Origin of the sequence: Methylotenera sp. L2L1 (genome assembly GCF_000744605.1) — a bacterium.
Taxonomy (GTDB): Bacteria; Pseudomonadota; Gammaproteobacteria; order Burkholderiales; family Methylophilaceae; genus Methylotenera.
The window spans coordinates 1,296,398-1,322,586 of the sequence record NZ_JQMG01000001.1; the positions used below are offsets into that span (position 1 = coordinate 1,296,398).

Sequence of the window (26,189 nt, forward strand, 5' to 3'; positions counted from 1 at the left end):
GGTGTTAGTTTTTAGGTTTTTAATAAGCTATAAATATCGGCTCGTTGTCAAATGCTTACTTTTTCCTAAGTTACTCCATTCAACCCACCTACGTCATTCTCACGAAAGTGGGAATCAATTTTTTGTGCTTTTAAGTAACTAAACATATTTTTTAAGAGGATAGATTATCTATTTAACTAACCCTTGCGGTTAAGTGCATATTCTGTCGTTAGCAGGGCAGCGTTGGATTGTAGATAGCGTGTATTTAACTTTAATTTAATGCGCGCTTTCCCAATTGCTACCCACGCCCACCTCAGCCAGTAGCGACACATCTAATTTAGCTACATTTTGCATGAGTTCTGGTAGTTTTTCTTTGACTAACTCAAGTTCGCTATCTGGCACTTCCAGCACCAGTTCATCATGTACTTGCATGATGAGTTTGGTGTTTAATTTTTCTGCGGTTAACCAATTCTGTACCGCAATCATGGCGAGTTTAATTAAGTCAGCTGCGGTGCCTTGCATCGGTGCGTTAATCGCAGCACGTTCTGCGCCAGCTCTGCGCATACCGTTGCTACTGTTGATTTCAGGCACCCAGAGCCTACGTCCAAAATAGGTTTCAACGTAGCCTTTTTGTTTGGCAATCTCGCGCGTTTCTTGCATGTACTGGCGTACTCCAGGATAGCGTGCAAAGTAACGCTCAATATAGTTTTGTGCAGCGCTACGCTCGATATTTAGGTTTTGCGCTAAACCAAATGCGCTCATGCCGTAAATCAAGCCAAAGTTGATGACTTTGGCGTAGCGGCGTTGTTCATTGTCTACATTTTCACGTTCCACCCCAAAAATCTCAGCGGCAGTGGCACGGTGAATATCTTCGTTGTTGGCAAAGGCGTTGAGCATGCCGGCATCTTGCGACAAATGTGCCATGATGCGCAGTTCAATTTGCGAATAGTCGGCAGAAACAATATGGCTACCTTGTGGGGCGATAAATGCCTCACGGATACGGCGGCCTTCTTGTGTGCGCACCGGAATATTTTGCAAATTAGGATCTGAGCTGGCGAGCCTGCCGGTAATCGCCACGGCTTGATTGTAGCTAGTGTGTACGCGACCCGTACTTGGGTTAATCATGCGAGGAAGTTTGTCAGAGTAGGTGGATTTAAGCTTGGCTAAACCACGATATTCCAATAGCACTTTTGGCAATGGATAATCTAGTGCTAGTTCTTGCAATACGTCTTCATCCGTGGATGGTGTGCCGCTCGGTGTTTTTTTCAGGGGTTTGATGCCCAGTTTGCCGAATAGGATTTCTTGTAGCTGTTTTGGTGAGCCTAGATTAAATGGCTGCCCTGCAAGTTCGTAGGCTTGGTTCTCTAGTGCCACCAGTTTTAGGCCAATTTCATTGCTTTGCGCATTGAGCATGTTGGCATCAATCAGTACGCCATTGCGCTCAATGGTGAACAGGATGTTGGAAACTGGCAATTCAATCTGGCGGTAAATGTAGTCAAGTTTTGTGTCGGTCGCTACTTGTGGGTACATCGCTTCGTGTAGTTGTAGCGTGATGTCAGCATCTTCAGCGGCGTATTCTGCCGCAACTTCAACCGTTACTTGGTTAAAGCTTACCTGTTTTGCGCCTTTGCCAGCCACTTCTTCAAATGTGATGGTTTTAATGCCTAAATGACGCTCACTTAGGGCATCCATGCCGTGCGTTTTATGGGATTCAAACACATAAGATTGCAACAGCGTGTCGTGCGCAATGCCGTTAAGTTGTATGTTGTGGTTAGCTAATACATGCTGATCATATTTCAGATTTTGCCCCACTTTTTTAATGGCAGGGTTTTCTAGTATGGGTTTAACTTTAGCCAGAGTCTCATCAAAATTTAGCTGGGATGGTGCATCAAAGTAATCATGCTTTAATGGCAGGTATGCCGCACTGCCAGCTGCTACGCTAAATGACATGCCCACGATTTTTGCGGTCATCGGGTCAAGTGAGGTGGTTTCCGTATCAAAGCAAACCAGTGCTGCGGTGCTGATTTTATTGAGCCAGTCATCTAACTGCGCATTGGTTAAAATGGTTTCGTAATTGCGGGTGGTGATGGCTTGATAAGTTGGTTCAAACACATTCGCTCGTGGTGAGCTTGTCGAACCACTGATTTGCCCTTCGACAGGCTCAGGGCGAACGGAGGTTGTGCCGCCAAATAAGTCTGATTGTGGCGCACTTTCCGTTTGTATTGGTACAGCGCTGGGCGGCGCGCTATCAGGCATATTGTCCAATTCGCGGCGCCAAGTTCTAAACTCAAAGCGGTCAAACAACTCTGCCAGTTTGGCTTTATTTTGCGGTTGCGGTGCAAGGTCGCTGAGGTTTTCCTGAATACCAATATCACAACGAATGGTAATCAGCTCCCGTGCGGTAGGTAGCCACGGTAGTGCTTTGCGTAAGTTCTCGCCTACAACGCCTTTGATATTTTCTGCATTGGCAACAATGTTATCGAGGGAGCCATATTCTTTTAGCCATTTTACGGCAGTTTTTGGGCCGACTTTTTCCACGCCTGGCACGTTGTCTGAGGTGTCGCCCACTAACACGAGGTAGTCCACCATCAAGCTTGGAGGCACGCCAAATTTATTTTCTACGCCTGCAATGTCGAGCACATCGTCAACCTTGCGGAAAGCATCGCGCATGGTGTTGATGACGGTGATGTGTTCATTTACCAGTTGCGAGATGTCTTTATCGCCAGTGGAAATGATGACGCGCACGCCTTCACGCTCGGCCTGTTTAGCCAGTGCGCCAATCACATCGTCTGCCTCTACGCCTTCTATCATCAGTAGCGGCCAGCCCATGGCTTTAATGGCTTCATGCAACGGCTCTATTTGTGGGCGTAGATCATCTGGCATGGCAGCGCGGTTGGCTTTATATTCCGCATAAATGTCATCGCGAAATGTTTTGCCTTTGGCATCAAAAACACACGCGCTATAATCGCTAGGATAATCTTTATGCAAGCGCCGTAGCATATTCAATACGCCTTGAATCGCGCCGGTCGGTTCGTTTTGGCGGTTTCTTAAGTCAGGCATTGCGTGGAATGCGCGATACAAATAAGATGAGCCATCCACTAATAATAAAGTTTTCATGTAAAAATCCAAAAATTGCGAGCACACTTCATGTTCATATTTGTTTGGTAGTAAACAAAAAGTTGCAATAGCTTGTTGCCAACGGTCTTTAATCGCCTACATAATAAAACATATATGGCATGCTTAAAAATTGTTTTATACGCAAGGTTTTAATTTAGCCTATATAAATGTTGGTATTTCATTCATCAAGGATTTCTCAGTCATGACCATCGTTAAAAAAATTCCAAAAATCACAGACCCTGATGTGCAGGGGATGCACCATACTGGGCTTGAGTCTTGGCATGCGTTTAAGATTATGTCTGAGTTTGTGGATGCGACCGAGCGTCTAAAAGAAATTACCCCGGCAGTCTCTATTTTTGGCAGCGCACGCACCAAGCCAGATAGCCCTTATTATGAATTGACGGTAGATATCGCCAGAAGGCTGTCTGATGCTGGGTTTGCTGTGATATCAGGGGGTGGTCCCGGCATTATGGAAGCAGCCAATAAAGGCGCGTTTGCAGGAAGCTCACCAAGTATCGGCTTGAATATTGAGTTGCCGCATGAGCAAAATGCAAATCCATACCAAGACATTAGCCAGAACTTTAAACATTTCTTTATGCGTAAAGTCATGTTTGTGAAGTATGCAAGTGCCTATGTTGTGATGCCAGGTGGTTTTGGTACCTTAGATGAGTTGATGGAAGCCATCACCTTGGTGCAAACAGGGAAGACGCTCAAGATACCAATTATTCTGGTGTGCGAGCCTTTTTGGCGCGGGCTGGTGGACTGGGTGAAAACAACCTTGGTGAACGAAGATATGATCTCGGCTAATGATCTGGATTTGATACAGATGATTGATGACCCAGCTGAAATCGTACAAGCCATCTTTAAACATTACGAAACACGCGGCTTCAAGCTTTCTGCAGAAGAAGAGCGCATTCAGCTTTATTTATAGGCATATGGTCTTATGTCGGGTGGTTTTTGATAGAATAAGATATTGATTAGTGAGTTGTGTTCATGCTGTTAAGGGTGGTGATTATTATGCGTAAAAATTACAAAAATCTAGCGTCTTTACTGATAGCGGCAATGCTTTTACCAGCGTTGGCGCAAGCTAAAGATCTACCATCAAACCTTCAGCCATTGGAAGATATTCCACCGCCAAGCATCAGTGCAGAAGACAACCCTGATGAGCCAGTGATTACCATTATCAAAAAACAAGGCGAAACGATTGAGGAATATCGTGTTGGCGGCCAGTTGTATATGATGAAAATTACCCCTAAGCACGGTGTGCCTTATTACTTGCACCGTGAAGATCAAGACGGTGCTTGGGTCAATGTGGGGCCAAATCCGCCATTATCTGTGCCTAAATGGACCATTTTCAGATTTTAATTGGTCATTTCACTATTCAAGCGCTCATGTGAATGAGGTAGCATGCTTTCATTCACATGGTTGTTATAATGCCTCGCCTTTAATTATTTCCAGTTTTTAAATATACCTATGTCTGTTTTTACCTCAGTTAGCATTCAGCAATTACAAGCTTGGCTTCAAGATTACCCGATTGGTGAAGTAATTGACTTAAAAGGTATTTCTTCAGGCATTACTAATACCAATTACTTTGTGACGACTACGCAAAGTAAGTACGTACTCACTTTGTTTGAACACAACACGATTGATGAGCTCCCATACTTTATTGATTTAATGCACCATTTATCTGAGCACGGTGTGCCTTGTCCTGACCCTATCACGAATAAGGCAGGGGTAAGCTTGCATATGCTTAACGGTAAGCCAGCAGTGCTGATTAGTTGCCTCAATGGTCGCGATATTACTGCGCCAAATGCAGTGCATTGTGCTGAGGTTGGCAGAGTGCTGGCGCAAATGCATCAGGCAGGACAGACGTTTGCGGCACAATCATCAGGTCATGCGCATCAGAACCCGCGTGGCGCTGAGTGGCGCCATCAAACCGCACAAAAAGTGATGGCACACTTGTCGGCAGATGATCAGAAATTGCTGGCTGAAACCTTGGCATTTCAAGCTGAGCTTGATACCTCAGCATTACCTAAAGGCATTATTCATGCTGATTTGTTCCGTGATAACGTATTGTTTGATGGTGATAAAGTCGGTGGTTTGATTGACTTCTATTATGCTTGTTATGATGTGCTTGCTTATGATCTGGCGATTGTTGCTAATGATTGGTGCGTACAGGTAGATGGGCAGCTAGATACAGCTAAGGTTGAGGCAATGTTGAATGCTTATCAAGCGGTTAGGCCGTTTGAACAAGCTGAGCATGCAGCGTGGAATGGTTTGTTGCGTATTGCCGCATTACGTTTTTGGTTGTCACGCTTGTATGATCAAATTTACCCGCAAGCGGGTGAGTTAACGCATGCAAAAGATCCTGACCATTTTAAAAACATACTTAAGTTACGCTCAATGCAACGTTAATGACTCTTGATGAGTAAGTTAGTTGGGCTGTAGGCGTTATTTTTAAACAATATTTAAGTGCTAATATTTTAAGTACTATATTAAAACACTGTAATTTAAAACACTATACAAAGTGACCTGAGTTAAATCCCGAGGTGAAAGTATCATGGCAGAAGATCTAAACACGCAAGCTCCAGTCATTAGGCAAGTGCCAGCAGCAAGCGCATGGCTGTGGATTGTGAATGGTATTGGTTTGTTTAGAGCTAATCCGGTGATGTGGATCATTTTGCTGGTGATTTATCTAGCGATTATGATTCCAGTTTCACTGGTGCCTATATTGGGTTCTGTGGTGAGTACATTACTTGCCCCTGTTTTTGCGGCAGGCATGATGTGGGGTTGTCAGGCGCTTACACGTAATCAGGATTTAGAAATCAATCATCTGTTCCAAGGATTTAAGCAGAATACCTCACAGTTAATCGCCGTTGGTGGTATTTATATGATGAGTTTGCTCGTGATTGCCGTGTTTGTTGTGCTCATGATGGATAGACCAACCATTGAGCTGATTGCACAAGGCAAAGATTTAAGCCCTGAGCAAGCCAGCACTGTTTTATTACCATTGTTGATTGCGATGCTTTTTTTGATGCCTGTACTGATGGGATATTGGTTTGCGCCAGTGTTAGCTGGGCTTAATCAATTGAAAGCAGTTGATGCCATGAAGCTAAGCTTTGTGGCCTGTTTAAAGAATATGCTACCATTTTTGCTGTATGGCCTGATATTTATGGCGGTGCTAATGGCCGCTATGTGGTTGGTGGTTAGCTTGCATGTGATTTTTGCAGTGGTGTTTGTTGCTATTATTCCTGTCATGATGACCAGTTTGTACACCAGCTATGCTGATATCTTTGGCATAGAAGCACCAAGCCAAAATCTAGACCAAGACCAAGTTTAAGTCGCTACATTAAGTTGCGCTTAATTCAGTGTGGCGGATTAAAACCTAGCAGCTAAATTTTAGTATTTAGCTGCTAGGTTTTTTGTTTTTATGGCCTGACCTATTGGGTTGACTAAGCGTAGTGATCACTTACTGCTGGATTTTATTGCTAGGTTTGCTTAGCTTGCTTTACTTTAGTGTACTTCTGGCTTGCTTAAATAGCCGTGAGTTTTGCAAATTCCAGCGCTAGCCATTTTAAGCCTTCACGCCCAAAATTCACCTGCACGCGCATGTCGTTAGCGTTGCCCTCGTAGCTCACCACAACACCATTACCAAATTTACTATGCGCTACTTGCTGGCCTACTTTCCACGGCATTGCATTCTTTTGCGTGCTACTTTGCTGTTTACTCATCATGGCGGGTAGCTCGTTGTAGTCTCTGCCATAGCCAGATTTAGCTACAGGCTTGCTATTTAAGTGTTTGAGTAGTTCCTCCGGAATTTCATCCAAAAAGCGTGATGGGATGCCATAGCGTACTTGCCCATGCAACATGCGGCTTTGCGCGTGGCTGAGATATAAACGTTGTCTGGCACGCGTTACCGCTACGTACATTAATCGACGTTCTTCTTCTAGGCCATTGGCTTCGTATGTGCTTTGCTCGTGCGGGCACAGGCCTTCTTCTAGGCCACTAATAAACACTACTTTAAACTCTAGTCCCTTAGACGCATGTACGGTCATGAGTTGTAAGGCTTCACGCCCGACATCGGCTTGATGCTCACCCGCTTCTAAACTGGCATGACTTAAAAACTGTGTGAGCAGGTCTTGTTCGGTCTCGCCATCTGCGTTGCTGTGGTTGCCAAAATCCTGATTGGTAAAGGCAACTGCCGCCGTGACTAGCTCTTCCAAGTTGGCGATACGGTCTTCGCCTTCTTTTTCATTTTGGTAATGAGCCTTCAGGCCTGAAAGCGTGGTGGCGAGCTCTGCCAGTTCAGAGAGGCTAATCCCATAAGCTTCGTCCACCATTTGTCTAATCAGTGCGACAAAGCCATCAATGCCTTTGCCACCAACCTTGCCGTGCCCCACTTTATTAATGGCGGCTTGCCATAGGCTGCAATTTTGAGCGCGTGCTGCTTCTTGCAATTGCTCTAAACTGCGAGCACCGATGCCGCGCGCCGGGAAGTTAATCACGCGCAATAGTGCCGTGTCGTCATTCGCATTGGCAATCAGGCGCATATAAGCAAGTGCGTGTTTGATTTCTGCACGTTCAAAGAAGCGTAAGCCGCCATAAACGCGATAAGGCAAGTTGGCCGAGAACAGGGCATGTTCTAATACGCGAGATTGCGCATTAGAGCGATAGAGTAGGGCCATTTCGCCTAGCTCAGTGCCTTCAGCATGTAGCATTTTAATTTCATCAACAATAAATTGGGCTTCATCATTATCGTTGTAAGCTTGGTAAACGCGTACAGGCTCACCAGCACCGGCGCTGGTCCATAGGTTTTTGCCTAAACGGTTTTTGTTGTGCGAAATAATGGCATTGGCGGCATCTAAGATGTTGCTGTGTGAGCGGTAGTTCTCTTCCAGCTTCACTATACTTTGCACGTTAAAGTCGGTTTCAAAGTCGCGCATATTGCCAACGCGTGCGCCACGGAAACCGTAAATAGATTGGTCATCATCACCCACAGCAAACATGCAGTTGTTGCTGCCAGCTAGTAGCTTTAGCCATTGGTATTGCAGGCGATTGGTGTCTTGAAACTCATCCACCAAGATGTATCTGAAACGATTTTGATAATGCTGACGGATGTTCGTGTCACGCTCCAGCAGTTCATAGCAGCGTAATAGCAACTCGGCAAAGTCAGCTACGCCATCGCGTTGGCATTGTTTGTCGTACTCTTCAAAAATCTCACGTAACTTTTGTGAGTGTGGGTCGTAAGCATCAACCGCATGCGCGCGTAGCCCCTCATCTTTACAGCCGTTAATGTAGTTTTGTACTTGCTTAGGCGGAAATTTCTCATCATCCACATTCATCAGCTTCATTAAGCGTTTAATGACTGAAAGCTGGTCGGCAATATCTAAAATCTGAAAGCTGGCAGGCAGCCCAGCCTCGCGGTGGTGTGCGCGCAATAAACGATTACATAAACCGTGAAAAGTGCCGACCCACATGCCGCGGGTATTAATGGGTAGCGATGCAGTAATGCGGGTGAGCATCTCTTTTGCCGCTTTGTTGGTAAAGGTGACAGCAAGCAAACCAGTGGGGGAGACTTGCTCAGTTTGGATCAGCCATGCAATACGCGCAGTCAGTACGCGTGTTTTACCACTACCGGCACCAGCTAAAATCAGTGCGGACTGTTGGGGTAAAGTGACAGCCTCAAGCTGTTTATTATTTAATCCAGCTAACAGAGGGTCTTGCATGGTGGTTTGCGATTGGCTATTCATAGCCGATATTTTAGCATGACTACTTAAACCGAATATTTCATATGTGGCTAGCGCTTACATATGTTTCGGATATGCCTTTTGGACGTATGTTGAATGTATGTTTTGATATCGAGCATGGCGAGGATTTATCAGGCGCTGCAAGATTAGTGCAGACAATAGAGCGTGTGCAAAAAAACGAAAGTCTTTCACATTTATTTTGGGAACTTATTTTGAAAAGGCTCAGTCTGAGCTTACAGGTAACGCAAGTTACCTTTCCGCTCCAATCCTCCCTGAGCGGAAGCCTTAGACGATGAGGCACTTTTTGGACCCCAATTTCATCCCCTTGGTTGGGGTCTTTTTTTGCCTGCTATTTGAGCAAAGGCTTTAATTTATAAGCATGAGTATAAACGCAAATCTTACTAATTGTAAATAACTTGTAATTATTTGTAAATTCACTATGTGAATGTTTGAAACGTAAGGAATTAGGAGTAGCTTACTTGTATGAAGTCAACTACTAGTAATATGAAACCAAACATTAGATTTCCTACGTTGTTTATCTCTCATGGTGGCGGGCCTTGGCCGTATATTGAAGAGTTGCGTCAGCGTTTTGCGGTTACAGAGGCTGAGTTAGCCAAGTTACCAGCAAGTTTTCCTGCAAAGCCTAAAGCGATTTTGGTGATTACAGGCCACTGGGAAGAGCCGCAATTTACGGTATCTACCGCACAGCAACCGCCGATGGTGTACGACTATTTCGGGTTCCCCGAGCATACTTATCATGTGCAGTACCCTGCAAGTGGTAGCCCTGAATTGGCTAAAAGAGTTAGCGAGCTGTTGGCGTTAACTGGGGTGAGTGTATTGGAGGATGAGCAAAGAGGGTTTGATCACGGTACTTTTGTACCGCTAATGTTGATGTACCCTGATGCGGATATTCCTGTTGTACTGCTCTCCATGAAAACCACTTATGACCCGCTTGAACATATCAAGCTTGGTGAAGCCATTGCGCCGTTAAGAGATGAGGGCGTGCTCATTATCGGTAGCGGGCTCACTTATCATAATATGCGTGGTTTTGGCAGGCCGGCATCGCTTGAGCCCTCTGTGCAATTTGAGCAATACTTGTATGAAGCAGTGACTAATCATGATCCGCAGCAGCGTAATCAGGCATTGCTAGATTGGGAGCAAGCGCCGTGTGCGCGGTTGGTTCACCCAAGAGAAGATCATCTTATCCCGTTGATGGTGGTGGCAGGTGCAGCGGGTGATAGTATCGGTGAGCGTATTTTTACTGATGCGGTGTTTGGTGTGGTAATGGCTTCTTACCGATTTGGTTAATGTTTAGGCTGTAAGCTGGCTTAGCGAACTAATGACCGCCAAGCCAGTTAAGGGGCATCATCCTATCCCCAGCCATGTTTCTTCTTCTCTAAATTTTGCATCTAAATCAATTTGTTGTAAGTCTGTAGTGTTAGATTCTCCCTCAGCACTCATGCTGAAAATTGAGTGTCTCCAAGTGGCAATGCTTTGTAAAATCATCTTGTTCTCTTTTCTGTATGTCATTGATTAGACTAAAACTCCCAAGTTTTTTCTTGGGAGTGTCTTTCGCTAGTAACACTACTTAAATAAAAGCAGCTTTGTTGGCAGTAATAAAGTCTTCAAGTCTGGTTAATGGGCGGCCAAGTAAAGTTTCGCCATCAGTAGTAACCACCGCCGCTTGGTTAGAGGCAAACACCTCAAACAGTTCAAGCACACCTTTTGCTTGCCACTCTGGCCAGCCTGAGCCTGTTAATGATGCATAAGTCGTGTCTTCATCAGGTGATACATAGTCAACACTATGGCCAGTCACGCGTGAGAATGCTGCGGCAATGTCGCTGCCTGATAACAACTCTGGACCAGTAATGTTGTAAGCTTTATTGGTGTGGCCTGCTGTCGTGAGTGTTACCGCGGCTGCCTCGCCAATATCTTGCACGTTTAATGGTGCAAGTTTGCCTTCTCTGATGCCAAAGTATAATTTGCCGCTTTTTACGCCATCCGCCCAGCCAAAAAAGTTATCTTGGAACCAGATAGTGCGCAGGTGCGTCCATGGCAAACCTGATGCTTCCAAATACTTTTCTGCCTCGCGGAACTGTTTAGCAAACAGAATCGCCTCCCACTCTGCGCCAACTACTGATAGCAGCACGATTTGATTTACCGTACCAGCTGCTACTGCAGCGTCTACCGTGTTCTTAGCATGTTGTGCTCTGTTCTCTACGTTACCTGGAATGATGTAGACTTTTGTCACCCCTGTGAATGCAGTTTGCAAGGTAGCTGGTTCGTCTAAATCAAAAATAGCGGTTTCAATAGTTGGGAATTTTTCTTTCAATTGCGCTGCTTTACTTGCGCTTCTTACGCCAGCCACTACTTTGATGTTGCTATCATTTTTGTTCACTAATGCTTCAATTGCCGCTACGCCGTTATTACCTGCTGCGCCTACGATTAAAATGGTTTCTTGTGTCATGGTATTGCTCCTAAAATATATAAAGTAATTAAAAGTTAGTAAATAAATAAGGTTAGTAAGGTAGGTCGAACATCAATAGTTCTGCATCTACGGCATTGGCAAACTCAATGGATGCTTCTTCTTGAATTTTTAAGGCATCGCCTGTGGTCAATTTAATGCCGTTAATTTCGACCTGGCCTCTAATCACATGCACATAGCCAGTTCTACCTGTAGCTAATACATGTGTTAATGGGCTGCCATCGTTCAAGATAGATGCATAAATCCTTGCATCTTGATGAATTAGTACTGAGCCATTGTTTCCGTCCTGAGAGGCAATCAAACGCAATTGACCTGTTTTTGATGCCGCATCAAAATGCTTTTCCTCATAGCTTGGGGTAATGCCTGTTACGTTTGGGCTAATCCATATTTGTAAAAAGTGCACACGCTCAGTACTAGAGTGATTAAATTCACTATGGCTAACACCAGTGCCCGCGCTCATTCTTTGTACGTCACCGTAACGAATCACAGATCCATTACCCATGCTGTCTTTGTGTTCTAGTGCGCCACTCAATACATAGCTGATAATTTCCATGTCTTCATGGCTGTGGGTGCCAAAGCCGAGGGCAGGTTGTACGCGGTCTTCATTGATGACCAGTAGCGGACCAAAGCCCATTTGCTCTGGGTTGTAGTAATGGCCAAATGAGAACGAGTGGTTAGATTGCAACCAGCCATGGTCAGCTGAACCGCGTTGGCTATTTTTAAGAACCTGTAACATAATCAATGACTCCTCTTTGTGCTTGGTGGCTTCTGTATCATTTATCTATATGCGATAATTTAAAACATCACATTTACTGCTAAATGATTGCCGGTTAATGTGAGAAGCATTATGAACCGTTAATTTCCATCTGAAAAACGGAAAAACTATCAACCTATCATCGAAAAATTCGAATGTTCAGAATAAGCCTAGATTCTTTATTAATTATTGATGCGATTGACCGTGGCGGCTCGTTCGCTGCTGCGGGCAATGAACTGCATAAAGTTCCATCCACCATTTCTTACACGGTTAGTAAGCTGGAGCAGGATTTAGGCGTGCAAGTATTTGAACGCCAAGGTCCCAAAGTGAGTTTAACCAGCGCAGGTAAAGAGCTATTAAAAGAAGGGCGCTATCTGCTGAAAGCGGCAGAAGACCTTGAGCATAGAGTGCGGCGTGTGGCTTCAGGCTGGGAAACCGAACTATCTATCGGCATGGATTCGGTATTCTCTGCCACGGCGTTGGTTGAGGATATTACCGAGTTTTATAAAGTCGCCAACCTGACCAGGCTGCGGTTTGCACAAGAGGCGTTATCCGGCAGTTGGGAAGCGCTGATGGATAGGCGCGTGGACTTGCTGATAGGGGCGGCGGGTGAGGGGCCATCGGGCGGTGGTTATAACGCAGAGGTGATTGATACGATACAGTTTGTGTTTGCTGTTGCACCTAATCACCCCTTAGCCAACGTGAATAAGCCTTTAGGTAAGGCTGAGCTGTATCAGCATCGCGCGATTACGGTGAGCGACTCGGTGCGAAAAATGCCGCCACGCACGGTTGGCCTGTTGTTTGGTCAAGAAACCTTGGCAGTGCCTAATATGCGTACAAAATATGAGTTTCAGCTAGCCGGTCTGGGCTTTGGCTTTTTACCCGAGCCATTGGCGCGTGATGCCATTTCAAAAGGCTTGCTGGTAGAAAAACAGGTGGAAGAACCACGCCAGCCAGAACCCATCTACATGGCTTGGCGTAGTGGTGATGCGGGGGCTGGTTTAAAGTGGTGGGTAGATAGAATCAAATCACAGAATATGGCGGCCAAGCTATGGTGAGGTAGGGGACGCGTTGAATGGTCGGTTAGTTTATGTGCTTAACCATTTATTCTATATGGGGGATTGTTTCTAACGTCACTGACTGATAGTGTTTGCTTGGTTTGAATTTATACGCATGCAAGCGAGCTTTCCATTTTGTCTATGAAGCGTGAAACATTTAGTCTCAACATGCTAGAAGTACGACAGTTGAGCGGATGCCTCAAAATAAACGCGTCTAGATTATTGGTAAGCAGATTTGTAAATTCAGATTGTAGATTAAGTGTAGCGATACTTTTTTATTAACAATGAGATTGCAAATAAATGAAGAAAAAACTAATAATCCCCATCATGCTCGCCTTACTCGTACCTCTAATTGCAAGCTGGTTTGCTTACCCCGATACGCATTTGCCACCTGGCTTTGGTTTGTTTCCTCCGCAATATGTAGCAGATGCGCCAGGCTTTAATTTAATTATATTCTGTGCGTTGGCCTTCGTAGAGTTGGTTGTGCTGGCACTATATATTTCCCCCACGTTATTTGGTTTTAAAAAAGTCACGCCTGTGGCACCTAACAAACCCTTACCTTTACCTATCTGGTTTTGGGTAGGTTTAGTGTCTACAATGTTTTTCTTATGGCTGATGTGGACGCGAGTGACTATATTTGGCAGCCTGGTTTATTATGCGTTTACACCTCTATGGTGGAGCTTTATTTTTACACTAGACGGCGTTGTTTATCGTTATAACAATGGGCAGTCTTTGTTGTCATCCAAACCCAAAACACTACTGATAAGCGCTTTGGTTTCCTTGGTTGGCTGGTATGTGTTTGAGTATTACAATTATTTTGCTTTAGGCAATTGGTACTATCCGCAATCAGAGAGTATTCCCTCATTGTCACATGAGACGGTAGTGGTGATATTTTTACTAGCATACACCACTGTTTGGCCTGCTATTTTTCAATGGTACATGCTGTTGAATACTTGCCCTAGTTTGGTCAGTAGGTACTCTCAAGGCCCCAAAGTTTCCATCAATGGCAATATTTTATTGTACGCAGGCTATGTATTATTATTTCTAATGGTATTTTGGCCTTATCCTTTATTTTGGGTGCTATGGATAGGCGTGTTGATGGTGTTTTCAGGCTTACTCATCAAGCTTAATATTTGGACACCGTTTGCTGATATGGCAAAAGGCAATTGGACCTCTGCGCTGCTGGTTGCGCTAGCAACCATGTTGAATGGGTTTGTTTGGGAGTGTTGGAACTACGGCAGTGCGCATCCGCAAATGCCGATTACTAATCCCAATTACTGGGTATACGATATCCCTTATGTTAATGTGATTCATATATTTTCAGAAATGCCGCTTTTAGGCTATATGGGCTACATGCCGTTTGGAGTGTTGGCTTTGGTGATGTGGATATGGGCAGGTAATCTATTTGGTTTTGACACAAAAATAATTGATACCGATCAGCACTAAATAGCGCGACGATTACTAAGCCCTGTTTAATGGAGGGGCAGAGCTAAGCAGCAACCAAATAGGTGATGCGCTGCTTAGCTGTAACGGTTGAGGGCGTCCAGTGAAGCGCAAAACACTGGACGTTTGAGACTTGTTAGTGTGACTTTTCTGTCTCTGATAGTTTTTTGCCTACTGAACCAGCATAGAAAACAACCAGCTTTACCGGAACAGCACCAACATTACGGCCATTGTGAAGTGTGTTAATCACCTCTGCTAGCGCTTCACCAGACTTTAGCCGTTTTATCTCACCGCTTTTTAGTTGAACTTCCAACTCGCCTTCCAGCACCATGCCGAATGACGGTACAGGGTGTAAGTGCCAACCTGTTTCACCGCTAGGCGCGATCTCGACAACCATACCTGTGATTTCAGCTTTTCCTGATGGGTATTCAATAGGTTTGCCGTCCCAGCTTGTTTCCGTTTTCAATACTGTAGAAACCTTGACCGAAGCAGATTGCTCCAAGGCATATGCTTGGGAATGACATACCAATGCAATAACAAGTGGATAAATTATTTTTAGCATTTTCATATCATTCCGTTTCTGTTTGGTAGCGTGTGCATTGCGCCTTAACAATACTTTATGTGGCAGATGTCGTTTGCCTCGTTATGAAGTTGATGCTCCCAATATCGGTGTTGCGAGAGGGTGGCGTTTTTGTGTTTGGTTCGGGATGTACGCTTTTTTGAATTACCTCGAGCAAGGCGAGGCACGCATCTTTTATCGCATAGAATGTTTTACCACTGTTTGCTCAGCATGAAATGCAGAAAGAATCCCTCATTGCGTACCTCCGTATTGTTGCCGAACAATGGGCTATCGTAAGTCACTTTTTTAGGTAATAAAAACTCAATACCGCTGGTGAGTTTCCATGTTTCATCTAGCTTACGAGCAAAGCCCAGTGTAACGTGCTGTTCTAAAGTGGCCGCGAGTAAAGCATTGGAGTTTTGCTTTGGCACCGGATTTTTGCCATAGTTGTAGCCTGCGTATAAAGTGGTTTTGTCATTGTAAGTGTAGGCTGCACCTAGCGCATATACTATTTGATTGTGCCAATCTTGTTGGCTGACATTTACCGTTGAGGCTGGTGCAGAGGTGTTTGAGGTTTCACTCCATGTAGTCGTTACATCGTGAATGGCGTCTGCCCAGTTAAGCCAATTGATTTTTGCTGACAGTAATAAATCGGCATTAGGCTTAAACGCTGCACCAATCGCCACTTCACGCGGTAGTGCAAATCCTTTAATGCTGAGGTTGTCATATTTAGCAATGCCAGCCGCGCCAAAGTTAAATTTAGCCGTACCGCCAGTAAGCGGTAGTTCAGTTTTTTCTGTATAGCTTGCGCCCAGCGTCCATTGCTCGTTTAACTTATATTGAGCGCCTAGTTTGAAGCCGAAGCGAATAGTATCTGCGCCTTTGTTTTCAAAGCCTGAAAAACTAGCGGTAGGGGGAGTGTTGTAAAAGAACTTTTGCTCAATACTCGCGTAAACCAAGCTAACAGAGCCACCTATGGAAAGATTGTCTGTCACTTGGCAGCCAATCCCAGGCGTTACTTTTGCAATAGCAAACAGAGAACTCATTTCGTCATCGGTACCAAATGGCGTTTTAATGTGTTTAAACACTGCGCCTGCACCACCTTGTGAGAAAAATCCAATACCCGCGGTACAGGGTAAGTTTTCCAATTGTTGTGCGTAACCACCGCCAGCAAGAAAGACGTAACGATTGTCAGCATGCTGGTCATTGCGTGCGTCTTTGTGTGCCAAATCAGTGGTGCGTAGCATTGAGCCATACGCATCAAACAACTTACCTTTGATTTGCGCCAACCCTGCAGGGTTGGTGTTTAACGCACTGGTATCGCGTGCTACAGCGGTGTCTGCTCCCCCCATGAGTGTAGATTCTGCACCATAGCCAATTAAATTGATGCCGTTTGTCGCATGGCTGGGTGTAGTGATGGATAGCCCGCAAAGTAGCAGTGCAATAATATGGTGGCGATTCATTTTTGTTATTTCTTTTTAGTTATATAGCGCTATGAGTGTTGGACTTTATATTGCTGTACTAATTTTTTAATAATGGCGTTTTGCATTATGGTTCTTAATTATGCAATTAGCATAATCTATATTTAATCTTTTACGACAATATTTCTGTATTCTGTATTCTGTAGGCGTTGGTAGGCACTTTATACTTTCAGTGCATCGAGAAGTGCTCTATCAATCAACTGCTTATGATTGGTTTTATAGTCAAGTGGATGGCGTTATTTACTACCAGCAAGAAAGCGGTCAACTACTTCTATAAATGCCTGCGGCTGCTCTGCGTGCACCCAGTGGTTTGCCGCTAAGCTGGTAAATTGTGCGTTGGTGAAATGGGTGCTGATATGCGCTATGTCTGTATCACGCACGTAATCACTGCGCTCACCGCGGATAAATAGACTAGGCTTTTCATAACGCGTATGTTCACATACGGCCTGTATCAGGTGAGGGTAATTTGCTCTGAGCGCTGCTAGGTTAATGCGCCACGCGAGCTTGTTTTCAGCTTTGATTAAATTCATCAGTAAAAACTGACGCACCATGGTGTGGGGAATCTTGCTGGTCAATGCTTTATCCACGTCGCTGCGGCTTTGCATAGCGCTGAGGTCAACTGCCATCATGGCATCAATAATATGCGTATATGCATCGGGATAAGTGCGTATTGCCATGTCTACCACGATCAATTTTTCTAGCTTATCAGGGTATTGTGTCGCAAATTGCATCGCCATTTTTCCGCCCAGTGAGTGGCCAAGTAAATGGATGCGGTCTAAGCCAAGCGCGTCGCATAGTTCCAGCAGGTCATCTGCCATCTCTGTATAGGTTTGCGAGTCGCTATGCGGAGATCTGCCGTGGTTGCGTAAATCTACACTAATCACCTGGTAGTGCTGCGAAAAATGCTTGGCAACTGTGCCCCAGTTATCGCCAGAGCCAAATAAACCGTGCAGCAAAATAAGAGGTTGGCCTTTTCCTGAGATTGGATCACCTAGGGTTTGGTAGTGTAATTGCATGGGAGATAATAAAAGATTGGGGCAGGTGATAAGTGTTAATGCCTGCAATGTTACATGGGGTAAAACAGGGTAGATAAGCTAAATTAAACTAAGTTACCTACCCTGTACGTGCTAGCTATTATTCAATCGCTAATAACTCAATTTCAAAAATCAAGGTTGCATCTGGGCCAATCGCAGGGCCACTGCCGTTTGCGCCATAAGCCAAGTTTGATGGAATAGTTAACTCAAACTTACTGCCCACGTTCATTAACTGCAAACCTTCAACCCAACCGGCAATCACACCAGTCACCGGGAAAACGATAGGCTCGCCACGGTCGTAAGAGCTATCAAACACCGTACCGTCAATTAGCGTACCTCTGTAATGCACTTTTACCTTATTGCTTTTGCTTGGTTTTGCGCCATCACCAGCCACCAATGATTTATATTGCAAGCCGCTATCTGTGGTGATTACGCCATCTTTTTTAGCGTTTTCAGCCAAATAAGCAGCACCTTCCGCTTGGTTCTTTGCAGATTGCTCAGCCTGTGCCGCCATTTGTTTTTCTTGGCTCTCTTTTTGCACTTGTTCAACCGTGCTTCTTTTTTCTGCATCAGTTAAACGTGATGGGGTATCTGCCATTACATCGATAACAGCTTGTGCAACTGCGTCTGCGTCTAAAGCTAAGCCATCATTCTTAAGCTGATGCGCCATATTTTCACCAACGATATAACTTAAGCGTTGGGTTAAAGTGTTTAATTCAATTGCCATTGTGTGTTTCTTTCGTTGTTTGAGGGGGTGCTTTTAATGCGATTGATGCAAGCAGCATAAAGCGTAATTATGACGGAGAATGATAGATAAAACAAAACCTCGCTTGAGTAAGTTATACTTTGATCAATATCCTGCCCGTTAGGAGGGGACGGCTCTGAAAACGCCACTAAGTTAGTAGTAGGTGTTTGGGTTTAAAGGTCATTATCTGACTAAGCTGTTAGTGACTCATTTTCTGTATCTAAATAATTAAAAAAATGTATTTATATGAAAACCGTTAAATATCTACTAGCAATTTTTTTCCTATACTCAACAGTTGCTAGTGCTGATTATCCCGAGCCCGCTGACGATCCGATTATTGGTAAGAAATTATGGGTATATTACGAAAATAGTACTTGTCGAGATAACTTTAAAATATACAAAAAGCAATCGACAGGTGATCAATATCCGAATGAGGCACCTATACAAATTTTAGTAGAAAATCTCGATAAAACACCATTTAATTGGCATGCAGGGGCATGGTATGAGATCTCCCTCAACAGTGACAGTAGCAAAGGGCATATTACTTATAACGATATGCATGCCAGTTACGGCTATGTGAGGAATTTGTATCTCACCGATGGTGATCATGTTGATCTTCAATTACTTAAAGATGCATGTGTAAGTAATATTTCGCCTGAGCAAAAAATCAGCTTTATTGATGCAGAAAAGAAACTAATATTAGCTCAAGAAAAATTGATTGATGAAGAAAATCAAAATAGACGAGAAAAAAGAGAATCTGCCAAACTTGCAGCAATAGAAGCAGAGAAGATTAAAAAAGAAAAATTAATCACAGATAGACTACAAGCTCGCAAAGATCAGCAAGTACAAGAGCTAAAAGACGCACCTGAAAATATCAAAATAATTTCAACAAGGCAATTCTGTGAATACTATGGCCAAATGCTCAGAGGTGAGTATATTTCAGATTTTGGCTCGGCTTCTGATATGAAAAACATTATAAAAAAAGAAGCTAGTCGTAGAAAAATTAAGGTGAACGAGCACATAGCTAAAGCCCAGCTTCTAAAGCTAAACATTAGTACTTGTGATCTATATGCATCCTGGGGAATTCCTGATGATGAAAATAAATCCGTAGGACGTTACGGTGTTCACATTCAACATATCTATCCAAGATCGAGGACTTATGTATATTCAGAGAATGATCGAGTAACAAGCTGGCAAGAATAAATATGGCTGATATCTGGCTATGAGGAATTGTGGTAGTTGCGAATTTGTGTATTGATAATTGACGTAATAAAAATTATTTTAGATGGTTGCAATAGTGTTGCTGCCAGATGAATATAGCAAGTACTCTCCGTTATAACCCAATAATTTCAATAAGTATTCCCTACATAAGTCATGAATGTCATCGTGTAATTTGACAGCACAGTCTTGATGTAGTTGTGTTAAGCCTGAATGAATTATTTCATCACGTATTGTTTTTACTTGGCTTAAGTCTTTAGCTATACCAACTTCGTTAAACATCATTTCTAGAAGTTCTTTAAAACTATATTTCTCTGAATTTTTAGTAGGGTTATCCCCTTTCCTAAAATAATTATTTATATATTTAATATCATTTGAATGAGCAAAACTGCTTTTCAAGCTCTCTAAAAGCACAAAAGATAATGCAAGTTTTGCTTCTATTGGAAGATTGTTGTTTTCAATCAAAAGCATGTAGTGAATTGCTACATTAAGTTTTCTTGGATTTTCAAGAGACTTGTAGTTGTTGAAAGTTTGTTCAACAAATGACTTAACAATGCCACCATCTCTAATTTCAATTGTTGGTCTAGAGAAAGCTAGCTTTCCACTTGCTGCCCATCGGCGACCAGTGTTTTGATTGCCAGCATAATCATATCCATAAAAGACAACGTTCGATAAACATGCAAATGACAAAAGCCAGCAAAATTTATGAATGTCTGATTCAATTTCAATTAAATCATTTTCCTTTACGTTGTTTATTATCAACTCAGTGGTTTCACAGAACAGACCTTTGAACTCTTGGAGTTTACCTTCAACAATATTTCGGTTTTGTTTCAATATAAAAATTCGACCATTGATTTCAAAGTTTATTGTGTCGCGTATCGCAGAATGACCATATTCTGAAAACTCCATACCTGCTACTGTGCAATTGGCAATGTGCGCTCGCAATTCGGACATGGTCTGGTACCTTGATATAAAGTGTGAATAAGGAAAGTATAAAGCACCCAAACAAAAAGCCTCGCAATGCGAGGCTTTTTGTTTTTGAATGCTGCAACGGCATTCCAGCTTCAATTCGAAGGTGAGGCTAGGCGGTGAGCCGTTTGCAACGAAGGCAGTACGTTTAGTACGACTAGGCGCAAACGGTGAAACCAACAACGCATCACCAAAGAAGTGAAGAATGGAATTACATCATACCGCCCATGCCGCCCATCCCACCCATATCCCCACCCATCGCTGGGCCGTCATCTTTAGGTAGTTCAGCAACCATACAGTCAGTTGTTAGCATTAAGCCAGCGACTGAACCTGCATTTTGCAATGCTGAGCGTGTTACTTTAGTTGGGTCTAAAATACCCATTTCGATCATGTCGCCGTAGGTTTCGTTAGCAGCGTTGTAACCGTAGTTACCTGTACCTGCTGCAACGTTGTTCACCACTACTGATGGCTCAACACCAGCGTTTTGTGTGATTTGGCGTAATGGCTCTTCAACTGCGCGCAATACGATTTTGATACCAGCTTCTTGGTCAAGGTTGTCACCTTTAACTTTAGAGATAGCGTCACGTGCACGAATCAATGCTACGCCACCACCAGCTACGATACCTTCTTCAACTGCTGCGCGTGTTGCGTGCAATGCATCTTCAACGCGTGCTTTTTTCTCTTTCATTTCGATTTCAGTTGTTGCGCCAACCTTGATCACTGCAACACCGCCAGCTAATTTAGCTACGCGTTCTTGTAGTTTTTCACGGTCGTAGTCGCTTGTCGCTTCTTCGATTTGAGTTTTGATTTGTGTGATGCGTGATTTGATGTTTGCTTCTACACCGTGGCCATCAATGATGATCGTGTTTTCTTTGCCTACTTCAATACGTTTTGCTTGACCTAAATCTTCAAGTGTTACGTTTTCAAGTTTCAAACCAACTTCTTCAGCAATCACTGTACCGCCAGTTAAGATAGCGATATCTTCTAGCATTGCTTTACGACGATCACCGAAACCAGGTGCTTTAACAGCAACAGTTTTCAAGATACCGCGGATGTTGTTCACTACCAATGTTGCCAATGCTTCGCCATCAACATCTTCTGCGATGATTAACAATGGACGGCCAGCTTTAGCTACTTGTTCTAAAGTTGGTAACAAGTCACGGATGTTTGAGATTTTTTTGTCATGCAACAACACGAATGGATTGTCCATTAAAGCGATTTGACGCTCTGGGTTGTTGATGAAGTATGGTGATAGGTAGCCACGGTCAAATTGCATACCTTCAACTACGTCTAACTCGTTTGAAAGGCCTGAACCATCTTCAACAGTGATTACGCCTTCTTTACCTACTTTGTCCATTGCATCAGCAATGATTTGGCCAACTGATGTGTCTGAGTTAGCTGAGATAGAACCAACTTGAGCGATTTCTTTGCTGGTTGTACATGGTTTTGATTGTGCTTTTAAATCAGCCACTGCTGCTTCAACTGCTTTGTCGATACCGCGTTTTAAGTCCATTGGGTTCATACCAGCAGCAACAGATTTCATACCTTCACGGATGATTGCTTGTGCTAATACTGTCGCAGTTGTTGTACCGTCACCAGCGATGTCATTGGTTTTAGAAGCAACTTCTTTCACCATTTGTGCGCCCATGTTTTCGAATTTGTCTTTTAATTCGATTTCTTTAGCGACTGAAACACCATCTTTAGTGATAGTAGGTGCGCCGAAAGAACGCTCTAACACTACGTTACGGCCTTTAGGACCTAAAGTAACGCGCACTGCGTTTGCCAAAATATTGACACCGTTTACCATTTTTTGGCGAACGTCGTCACCGAATCTTACGTCTTTTGCTGCCATGTTAAATCTCCTGTTGTGGCAAAACATTTTGCTCTAAATAAGGGTGTTGCATCAACGCTTAAAAATCCTCATTTACTATTTGTAAACTCCGGTTTTTGCGCCTTGCTGCGCCTACTTATTTATTCGCTCTGATGTTTTGCATATCCTATTAAAAATTAAAAAAGCCGAATTAGGTCATCGTATTTGGTGTGGCGAGAGGAAGCGATACTAGGCACGAGAAACGTATTAAGCGCAGGCAGTACGTTAAGTACGGCAAGCTTAAACGGCTTCGAGCAACGCAGTAGCGCGAACTCGCAGACCGCCAAATTACTCGACGATAGCCATGATGTCTTCTTCGCGCATAACTAATAGCTCTTCACCGTCAACTTTAACGGTTTGGCCGGCGTATTTGCCGAAAAGTACTTTGTCGCCAACTTTAACGTCAAGGGCAATCACTTTGCCGCTTTCATCACGTTTACCTGAACCCACAGCTTGAATAACGCCTTGGTCTGGTTTTTCTGTTGCGCTATCTGGGATTACAATGCCAGACGCGGTTGTACGCTCTTCTTCTGAACGTTTAACAATCACGCGGTCGTGTAATGGACGAATTTTCATTCAATTTCTCCTGATGAGTTATGCTAAGTAAATTGGTTAAATACAAAATTGTATAGGTAATGCTGCATTTTAGCACTCCCGTACCTCGATTGCTAATTTGGGGATCAATTAAGTGATTTCAAGAGCTAATATTAAAATATTCGCAATTGTCGCTGCCATCTGATTTTGGGTATAGATGTGGGCTGTGCGATTGGTTTGCGCACGCCAGTAATGGGCACCTGTAGATGCAGTCTTTCCCAACTGTACTCTAAAAACTTCCCGTTTCTGTGTCTGGTTTGCATCTGTGATCTCCCTTACGATGCTCTCATCGTTATTCCGTATTCATACGTGGGTCAGCTTTACCAAAGCCAGCTCGCGTTTTCAAATTTTAAGTAAAGATTTATGTCACAGCCAAAAGCCGTTATTAAGCCATACCATCATCCTGCCGCCGGTTGGGGTGCATTAAAACAAGTTGCAGCGCAGCTTGCATTACAGAAAATTCCTGTGAAGGGTGTCATAACCCTGCTGGCGCAGAACCAACCTGATGGCTTTGATTGCCCGGGCTGTGCATGGCCTGATAAAGAGCACACCTCTACTTTTGAGTTTTGTGAAAACGGCGTGAAAGCGGTTGCCGCTGAAGCCACTGCCAAGCGTGTGCCACCTGAGTTCTTTGCGAAACATACTGTCGCTGAACTAATGGAGTGGAGCGATTTTGACCTGGAAAATGAGGGTCGCTTAACTCACCCTATGCGCTATAACCAGGCAACGGACAAGTATGAAGCGGTTTCCTGGGATGGTGCATTTGAGCTGATGGCAGCGCATTTAAATGCGTTAGCTGACCCGAATGAGGCTATTTTCTACACGTCTGGTCGCGCCAGCAATGAAGCGGCTTTTCTTTATCAGCTGTTTGTACGTGAGTTCGGCGCCAATAACTTTCCAGATTGCTCCAATCTCTGCCATGAATCTACCAGCATGGCCTTGCCGCCTACTGTGGGCATAGGTAAGGGCTCGGTGACACTGCATGACTTTGAGCATGCTGACACTTTACTGATTTTCGGTCAAAACCCTGCGACCAATCACCCACGTATGCTGGGTGAGCTACGTGAGGCCGCCAAGCGCGGTGCGCGCATTGTTGCGATTAACCCATTGAAAGAGCGCGGTCTGGAGCGTTTTGCCGACCCGCAAAGCCCATTCGATATGTTATCTTTCAAGGGTAGCAAGATCAGTGGCTTGTTTATTCAGCCTAAGCTGGGCGGAGACTTAGCACTAATCAAGGGCATGATTAAGTTCTTGATTCAGTGGGATGATGAAGCGATCAAGCATGGCACTGAGCGTGTCGTAGACTTGGCATTTATTCAGCAGCACACCAATAATTTTGAAGCGATTGCCCAAGATGCGCGTCAGGAAAGCTGGGATTTGATTCTGGAAGAGTCCGGTGTGCCATTAGCGCAGATTGAAGAAATCGCCCGTATTTATGCGACGGGTGATCGCGTGATCTCAACTTGGGGTATGGGTCTTACCCAGCATAAGCACGGCGTGGCCACCATCAAGACGCTGGTCAATCTTATGCTGCTGCGTGGCAATATCGGCAAGGAAGGTGCGGGCTTGTGCCCAGTGCGTGGGCATAGCAATGTGCAAGGTAACCGTACCGTGGGCATTTATGAAAAGATGCCATTAGCATTTCTTGAAAGCCTGGATCGTGTATTTGATCTCAATGTGCCCAAAGCGCCTGGCTACGATGCGGTGGCTGCCATTCAGGCCATGATTGATGGTAAAGCTAAATTCTTCTTTGGTTTGGGCGGCAATTTTTCAATTTCTACACCGGATACAGACCGTACATGGCAGGGCATGCGTAATTGCGACCTGACTGCCCATGTCACTACCAAGCTTAACCGGAGTCATCTGGTGCATGGCAAAGAGGCACTTATTCTGCCATGCTTGGGTCGCACTGAAATCGACACGCAGGAAACTGGCGCACAAGGTGTAACGGTGGAAGACTCCATGAGTATGGTGCACGTATCCTACGGTATGAATAAGCCAGCGTCACCGCAACTGCTTTCTGAACCTGCCATCGTGGCGCGCTTTGCACATGCCACACTCAAACACAGTAAAACACCGTGGCTGGAATACATTAAGGATTACAGTAAAATCCGCGACGTGATAGAGCAGACCATGCCGGAGGCATTCAAAGACTACAACCAACGCATCAGGCAGCCTGGTGGTTTCCGTATGCCGGTACCTTCTAGCGAGCGTATTTGGAATACGCCATCAGGCAAGGCTGAGTTCACAGTGCAGGAGATCCCGTCTCGCTCGCCTATCCACCAGGCACGCGAGCAATATGGCGACCAGCTGTTCGTGCTGATGACTACGCGCTCACACGACCAGTACAACACCACGATTTATGGCATGGATGACCGTTATCGCGGCGTGTTTGGTCAGCGCCGCGTTATTTTCATGAATCCGGCAGATATCACACGCATGGGGTTAGTGGCCGGTGATTGGATTAACCTGACTAGCATTTGGCAGGATGGCATTACGCGTCGAGCGGACAAGTTCTTAGTTGTCTCCTACGACATTCCGCAGGGCTGCTTGAGTGGTTACTATCCGGAAACCAATAACCTGGTGCCGCTGGAGAGTGTGGCTGATCACTCACGCACGCCAACTTCGAAGTCCATCCCGGTGATTATCGAGAAAACCACAGCGCCTGAGGTGGCTAATGCTGCTTGAGTGTGATTATCATGAAGTGCAGGCGCGGGCGGGCTTTGCTTATGGCTCGCTTGACGCTGTACCGCTGGATTCAGTTCAGCTAGGCCCGGTACAATTCGACCCTGTACAGTTAGATCATAGCGCCGTGTTGATGCTGGGCGTGCTGGAATTGCTGCATGCAGAGCATGAAGCAGGCCGTGCACATGTGTCACTCGCTGTCATCTGCAAGCGTCTGGATATACGCATGAGTACGCTACAACGGTTGATGACTGCATTAAGCGAGCAAGCGCTGGTGGACGTTTCCACGCAAAAAGAGCGGCTGGTTGCTGCGCTGACGGCTAGCGGTGAAGAGCTGTCTCTCGCATTGCAAGTGGCCTAAGGCTACACCAGCAACGAACCTAGAGCGAACCCAAGTAGTCACGCCGGCTGTGCAGGGCTAGGCTGTAGTATAATAGCCCGCATCAAGAAC

Annotated in this window: 22 protein-coding genes; 10 read left to right on the forward strand and 12 right to left on the reverse strand. The window is 44.6% G+C overall.

Going from position 1 to position 26,189, the window contains the following annotated elements:
* Positions 1-255: 255 nt before the first annotated feature.
* On the reverse strand, positions 256-3,096 hold the full coding sequence (gene polA, locus FG24_RS06210; protein ID WP_036302019.1) for a DNA polymerase I: 2,841 nt from the start codon (positions 3,094-3,096) through the stop codon (positions 256-258).
* Positions 3,097-3,298: 202 nt separating this feature from the next.
* Here polA and FG24_RS06215 point away from each other — a divergent pair, with 202 nt between their 5' ends.
* The 4 genes from FG24_RS06215 to FG24_RS06230 all read left to right on the forward strand — a co-directional run bounded on the left by FG24_RS06215 (position 3,299) and on the right by FG24_RS06230 (position 6,436).
* Positions 3,299-4,027, forward strand: coding sequence for a TIGR00730 family Rossman fold protein (locus FG24_RS06215; protein ID WP_036302021.1), 729 nt, complete (start codon positions 3,299-3,301; stop codon positions 4,025-4,027).
* A gap of 86 nt (positions 4,028-4,113) precedes the next feature.
* Positions 4,114-4,461, forward strand: a complete 348-nt coding sequence (locus tag FG24_RS06220) for a DUF2782 domain-containing protein (RefSeq protein ID WP_036304013.1) — start codon at positions 4,114-4,116, stop codon at positions 4,459-4,461.
* A 108-nt stretch (positions 4,462-4,569) separates the two neighbouring features.
* A complete protein-coding gene (locus tag FG24_RS06225) occupies positions 4,570-5,511 on the forward strand; it encodes a homoserine kinase (protein WP_036302023.1) in 942 nt (313 codons plus the stop codon).
* A 145-nt stretch (positions 5,512-5,656) separates the two neighbouring features.
* Positions 5,657-6,436 (forward strand): BPSS1780 family membrane protein, encoded by a 780-nt coding sequence (locus tag FG24_RS06230; RefSeq protein WP_036302025.1) that lies wholly within the window; start codon positions 5,657-5,659, stop codon positions 6,434-6,436.
* Positions 6,437-6,629: 193 nt separating this feature from the next.
* Here the strand turns inward: FG24_RS06230 and FG24_RS06235 are convergent, their stop codons facing one another.
* A complete protein-coding gene (locus tag FG24_RS06235; protein WP_036302026.1) occupies positions 6,630-8,846 on the reverse strand; it encodes a UvrD-helicase domain-containing protein in 2,217 nt (738 codons plus the stop codon).
* Positions 8,847-9,326: 480 nt separating this feature from the next.
* On the opposite strand from FG24_RS06235, the gene FG24_RS06240 reads away from it, so the two are divergent.
* Positions 9,327-10,151 (forward strand): DODA-type extradiol aromatic ring-opening family dioxygenase, encoded by an 825-nt coding sequence (locus FG24_RS06240; protein ID WP_235189724.1) that lies wholly within the window; start codon positions 9,327-9,329, stop codon positions 10,149-10,151.
* 57 nt (positions 10,152-10,208) lie between these two features.
* Here FG24_RS06240 and FG24_RS12710 read toward each other — a convergent pair whose 3' ends face one another.
* The 3 genes from FG24_RS12710 to FG24_RS06250 are packed head-to-tail and all read right to left on the reverse strand — an operon-like array spanning position 10,209 to position 12,064.
* Positions 10,209-10,373 (reverse strand): hypothetical protein, encoded by a 165-nt coding sequence (locus FG24_RS12710; RefSeq protein ID WP_160172171.1) that lies wholly within the window; start codon positions 10,371-10,373, stop codon positions 10,209-10,211.
* Between the two features lie 58 nt (positions 10,374-10,431).
* Positions 10,432-11,310 carry an SDR family oxidoreductase gene (locus tag FG24_RS06245; RefSeq protein ID WP_036302030.1) on the reverse strand — a complete coding sequence of 293 codons (879 nt, stop codon included), beginning with the start codon at positions 11,308-11,310 and terminating at the stop codon, positions 10,432-10,434.
* A 52-nt stretch (positions 11,311-11,362) separates the two neighbouring features.
* Positions 11,363-12,064 (reverse strand): pirin family protein, encoded by a 702-nt coding sequence (locus FG24_RS06250; RefSeq protein ID WP_036302032.1) that lies wholly within the window; start codon positions 12,062-12,064, stop codon positions 11,363-11,365.
* Positions 12,065-12,237: 173 nt separating this feature from the next.
* Between FG24_RS06250 and FG24_RS06255 the strand changes: the two genes are divergently transcribed.
* Positions 12,238-13,140: a LysR substrate-binding domain-containing protein gene (locus tag FG24_RS06255; RefSeq protein ID WP_036302033.1), complete on the forward strand. Its 903-nt coding sequence runs from the start codon at positions 12,238-12,240 to the stop codon at positions 13,138-13,140.
* A gap of 300 nt (positions 13,141-13,440) precedes the next feature.
* Entirely contained in the window at positions 13,441-14,586 is a 1,146-nt protein-coding gene (locus tag FG24_RS06260) for a hypothetical protein (protein WP_036302034.1), read from the forward strand.
* 133 nt (positions 14,587-14,719) lie between these two features.
* On the opposite strand, the gene FG24_RS06265 is transcribed toward FG24_RS06260, so the two are convergent.
* From FG24_RS06265 to FG24_RS06280, 4 genes are all read right to left on the reverse strand, one after another.
* Entirely contained in the window at positions 14,720-15,145 is a 426-nt protein-coding gene (locus FG24_RS06265) for a cupin domain-containing protein (protein WP_235189725.1), read from the reverse strand.
* 209 nt (positions 15,146-15,354) lie between these two features.
* Positions 15,355-16,605 (reverse strand): OmpP1/FadL family transporter, encoded by a 1,251-nt coding sequence (locus FG24_RS06270; protein WP_036302038.1) that lies wholly within the window; start codon positions 16,603-16,605, stop codon positions 15,355-15,357.
* 254 nt (positions 16,606-16,859) lie between these two features.
* Positions 16,860-17,639, reverse strand: coding sequence for an alpha/beta fold hydrolase (locus tag FG24_RS06275; RefSeq protein ID WP_036302040.1), 780 nt, complete (start codon positions 17,637-17,639; stop codon positions 16,860-16,862).
* A gap of 118 nt (positions 17,640-17,757) precedes the next feature.
* Complete coding sequence (locus FG24_RS06280; protein ID WP_036302042.1) at positions 17,758-18,384, reverse strand: FKBP-type peptidyl-prolyl cis-trans isomerase; 627 nt, start codon at positions 18,382-18,384, stop codon at positions 17,758-17,760.
* 264 nt (positions 18,385-18,648) lie between these two features.
* Here FG24_RS06280 and FG24_RS06285 point away from each other — a divergent pair, with 264 nt between their 5' ends.
* Complete coding sequence (locus FG24_RS06285; RefSeq protein ID WP_036302043.1) at positions 18,649-19,605, forward strand: hypothetical protein; 957 nt, start codon at positions 18,649-18,651, stop codon at positions 19,603-19,605.
* 78 nt (positions 19,606-19,683) lie between these two features.
* On the opposite strand, the gene FG24_RS06290 is transcribed toward FG24_RS06285, so the two are convergent.
* From FG24_RS06290 to FG24_RS06300, 3 genes are all read right to left on the reverse strand, one after another.
* A complete protein-coding gene (locus FG24_RS06290; RefSeq protein WP_036302045.1) occupies positions 19,684-20,574 on the reverse strand; it encodes a hypothetical protein in 891 nt (296 codons plus the stop codon).
* A 226-nt stretch (positions 20,575-20,800) separates the two neighbouring features.
* Positions 20,801-22,441 carry a chaperonin GroEL gene (groL, locus tag FG24_RS06295; RefSeq protein WP_036302046.1) on the reverse strand — a complete coding sequence of 547 codons (1,641 nt, stop codon included), beginning with the start codon at positions 22,439-22,441 and terminating at the stop codon, positions 20,801-20,803.
* Positions 22,442-22,747: 306 nt separating this feature from the next.
* On the reverse strand, positions 22,748-23,035 hold the full coding sequence (locus FG24_RS06300; RefSeq protein ID WP_015831377.1) for a co-chaperone GroES: 288 nt from the start codon (positions 23,033-23,035) through the stop codon (positions 22,748-22,750).
* Positions 23,036-23,416: 381 nt separating this feature from the next.
* Here FG24_RS06300 and FG24_RS06305 point away from each other — a divergent pair, with 381 nt between their 5' ends.
* Both FG24_RS06305 and FG24_RS06310 read left to right on the forward strand, forming a co-directional pair.
* Positions 23,417-25,741 carry an FdhF/YdeP family oxidoreductase gene (locus FG24_RS06305; RefSeq protein WP_036302047.1) on the forward strand — a complete coding sequence of 775 codons (2,325 nt, stop codon included), beginning with the start codon at positions 23,417-23,419 and terminating at the stop codon, positions 25,739-25,741.
* Positions 25,731-26,099 (forward strand): hypothetical protein, encoded by a 369-nt coding sequence (locus FG24_RS06310; protein WP_235189726.1) that lies wholly within the window; start codon positions 25,731-25,733, stop codon positions 26,097-26,099. Before FG24_RS06305 ends, FG24_RS06310 begins: the two co-directional genes overlap by 11 nt.
* Positions 26,100-26,189 lie beyond the last annotated feature (90 nt).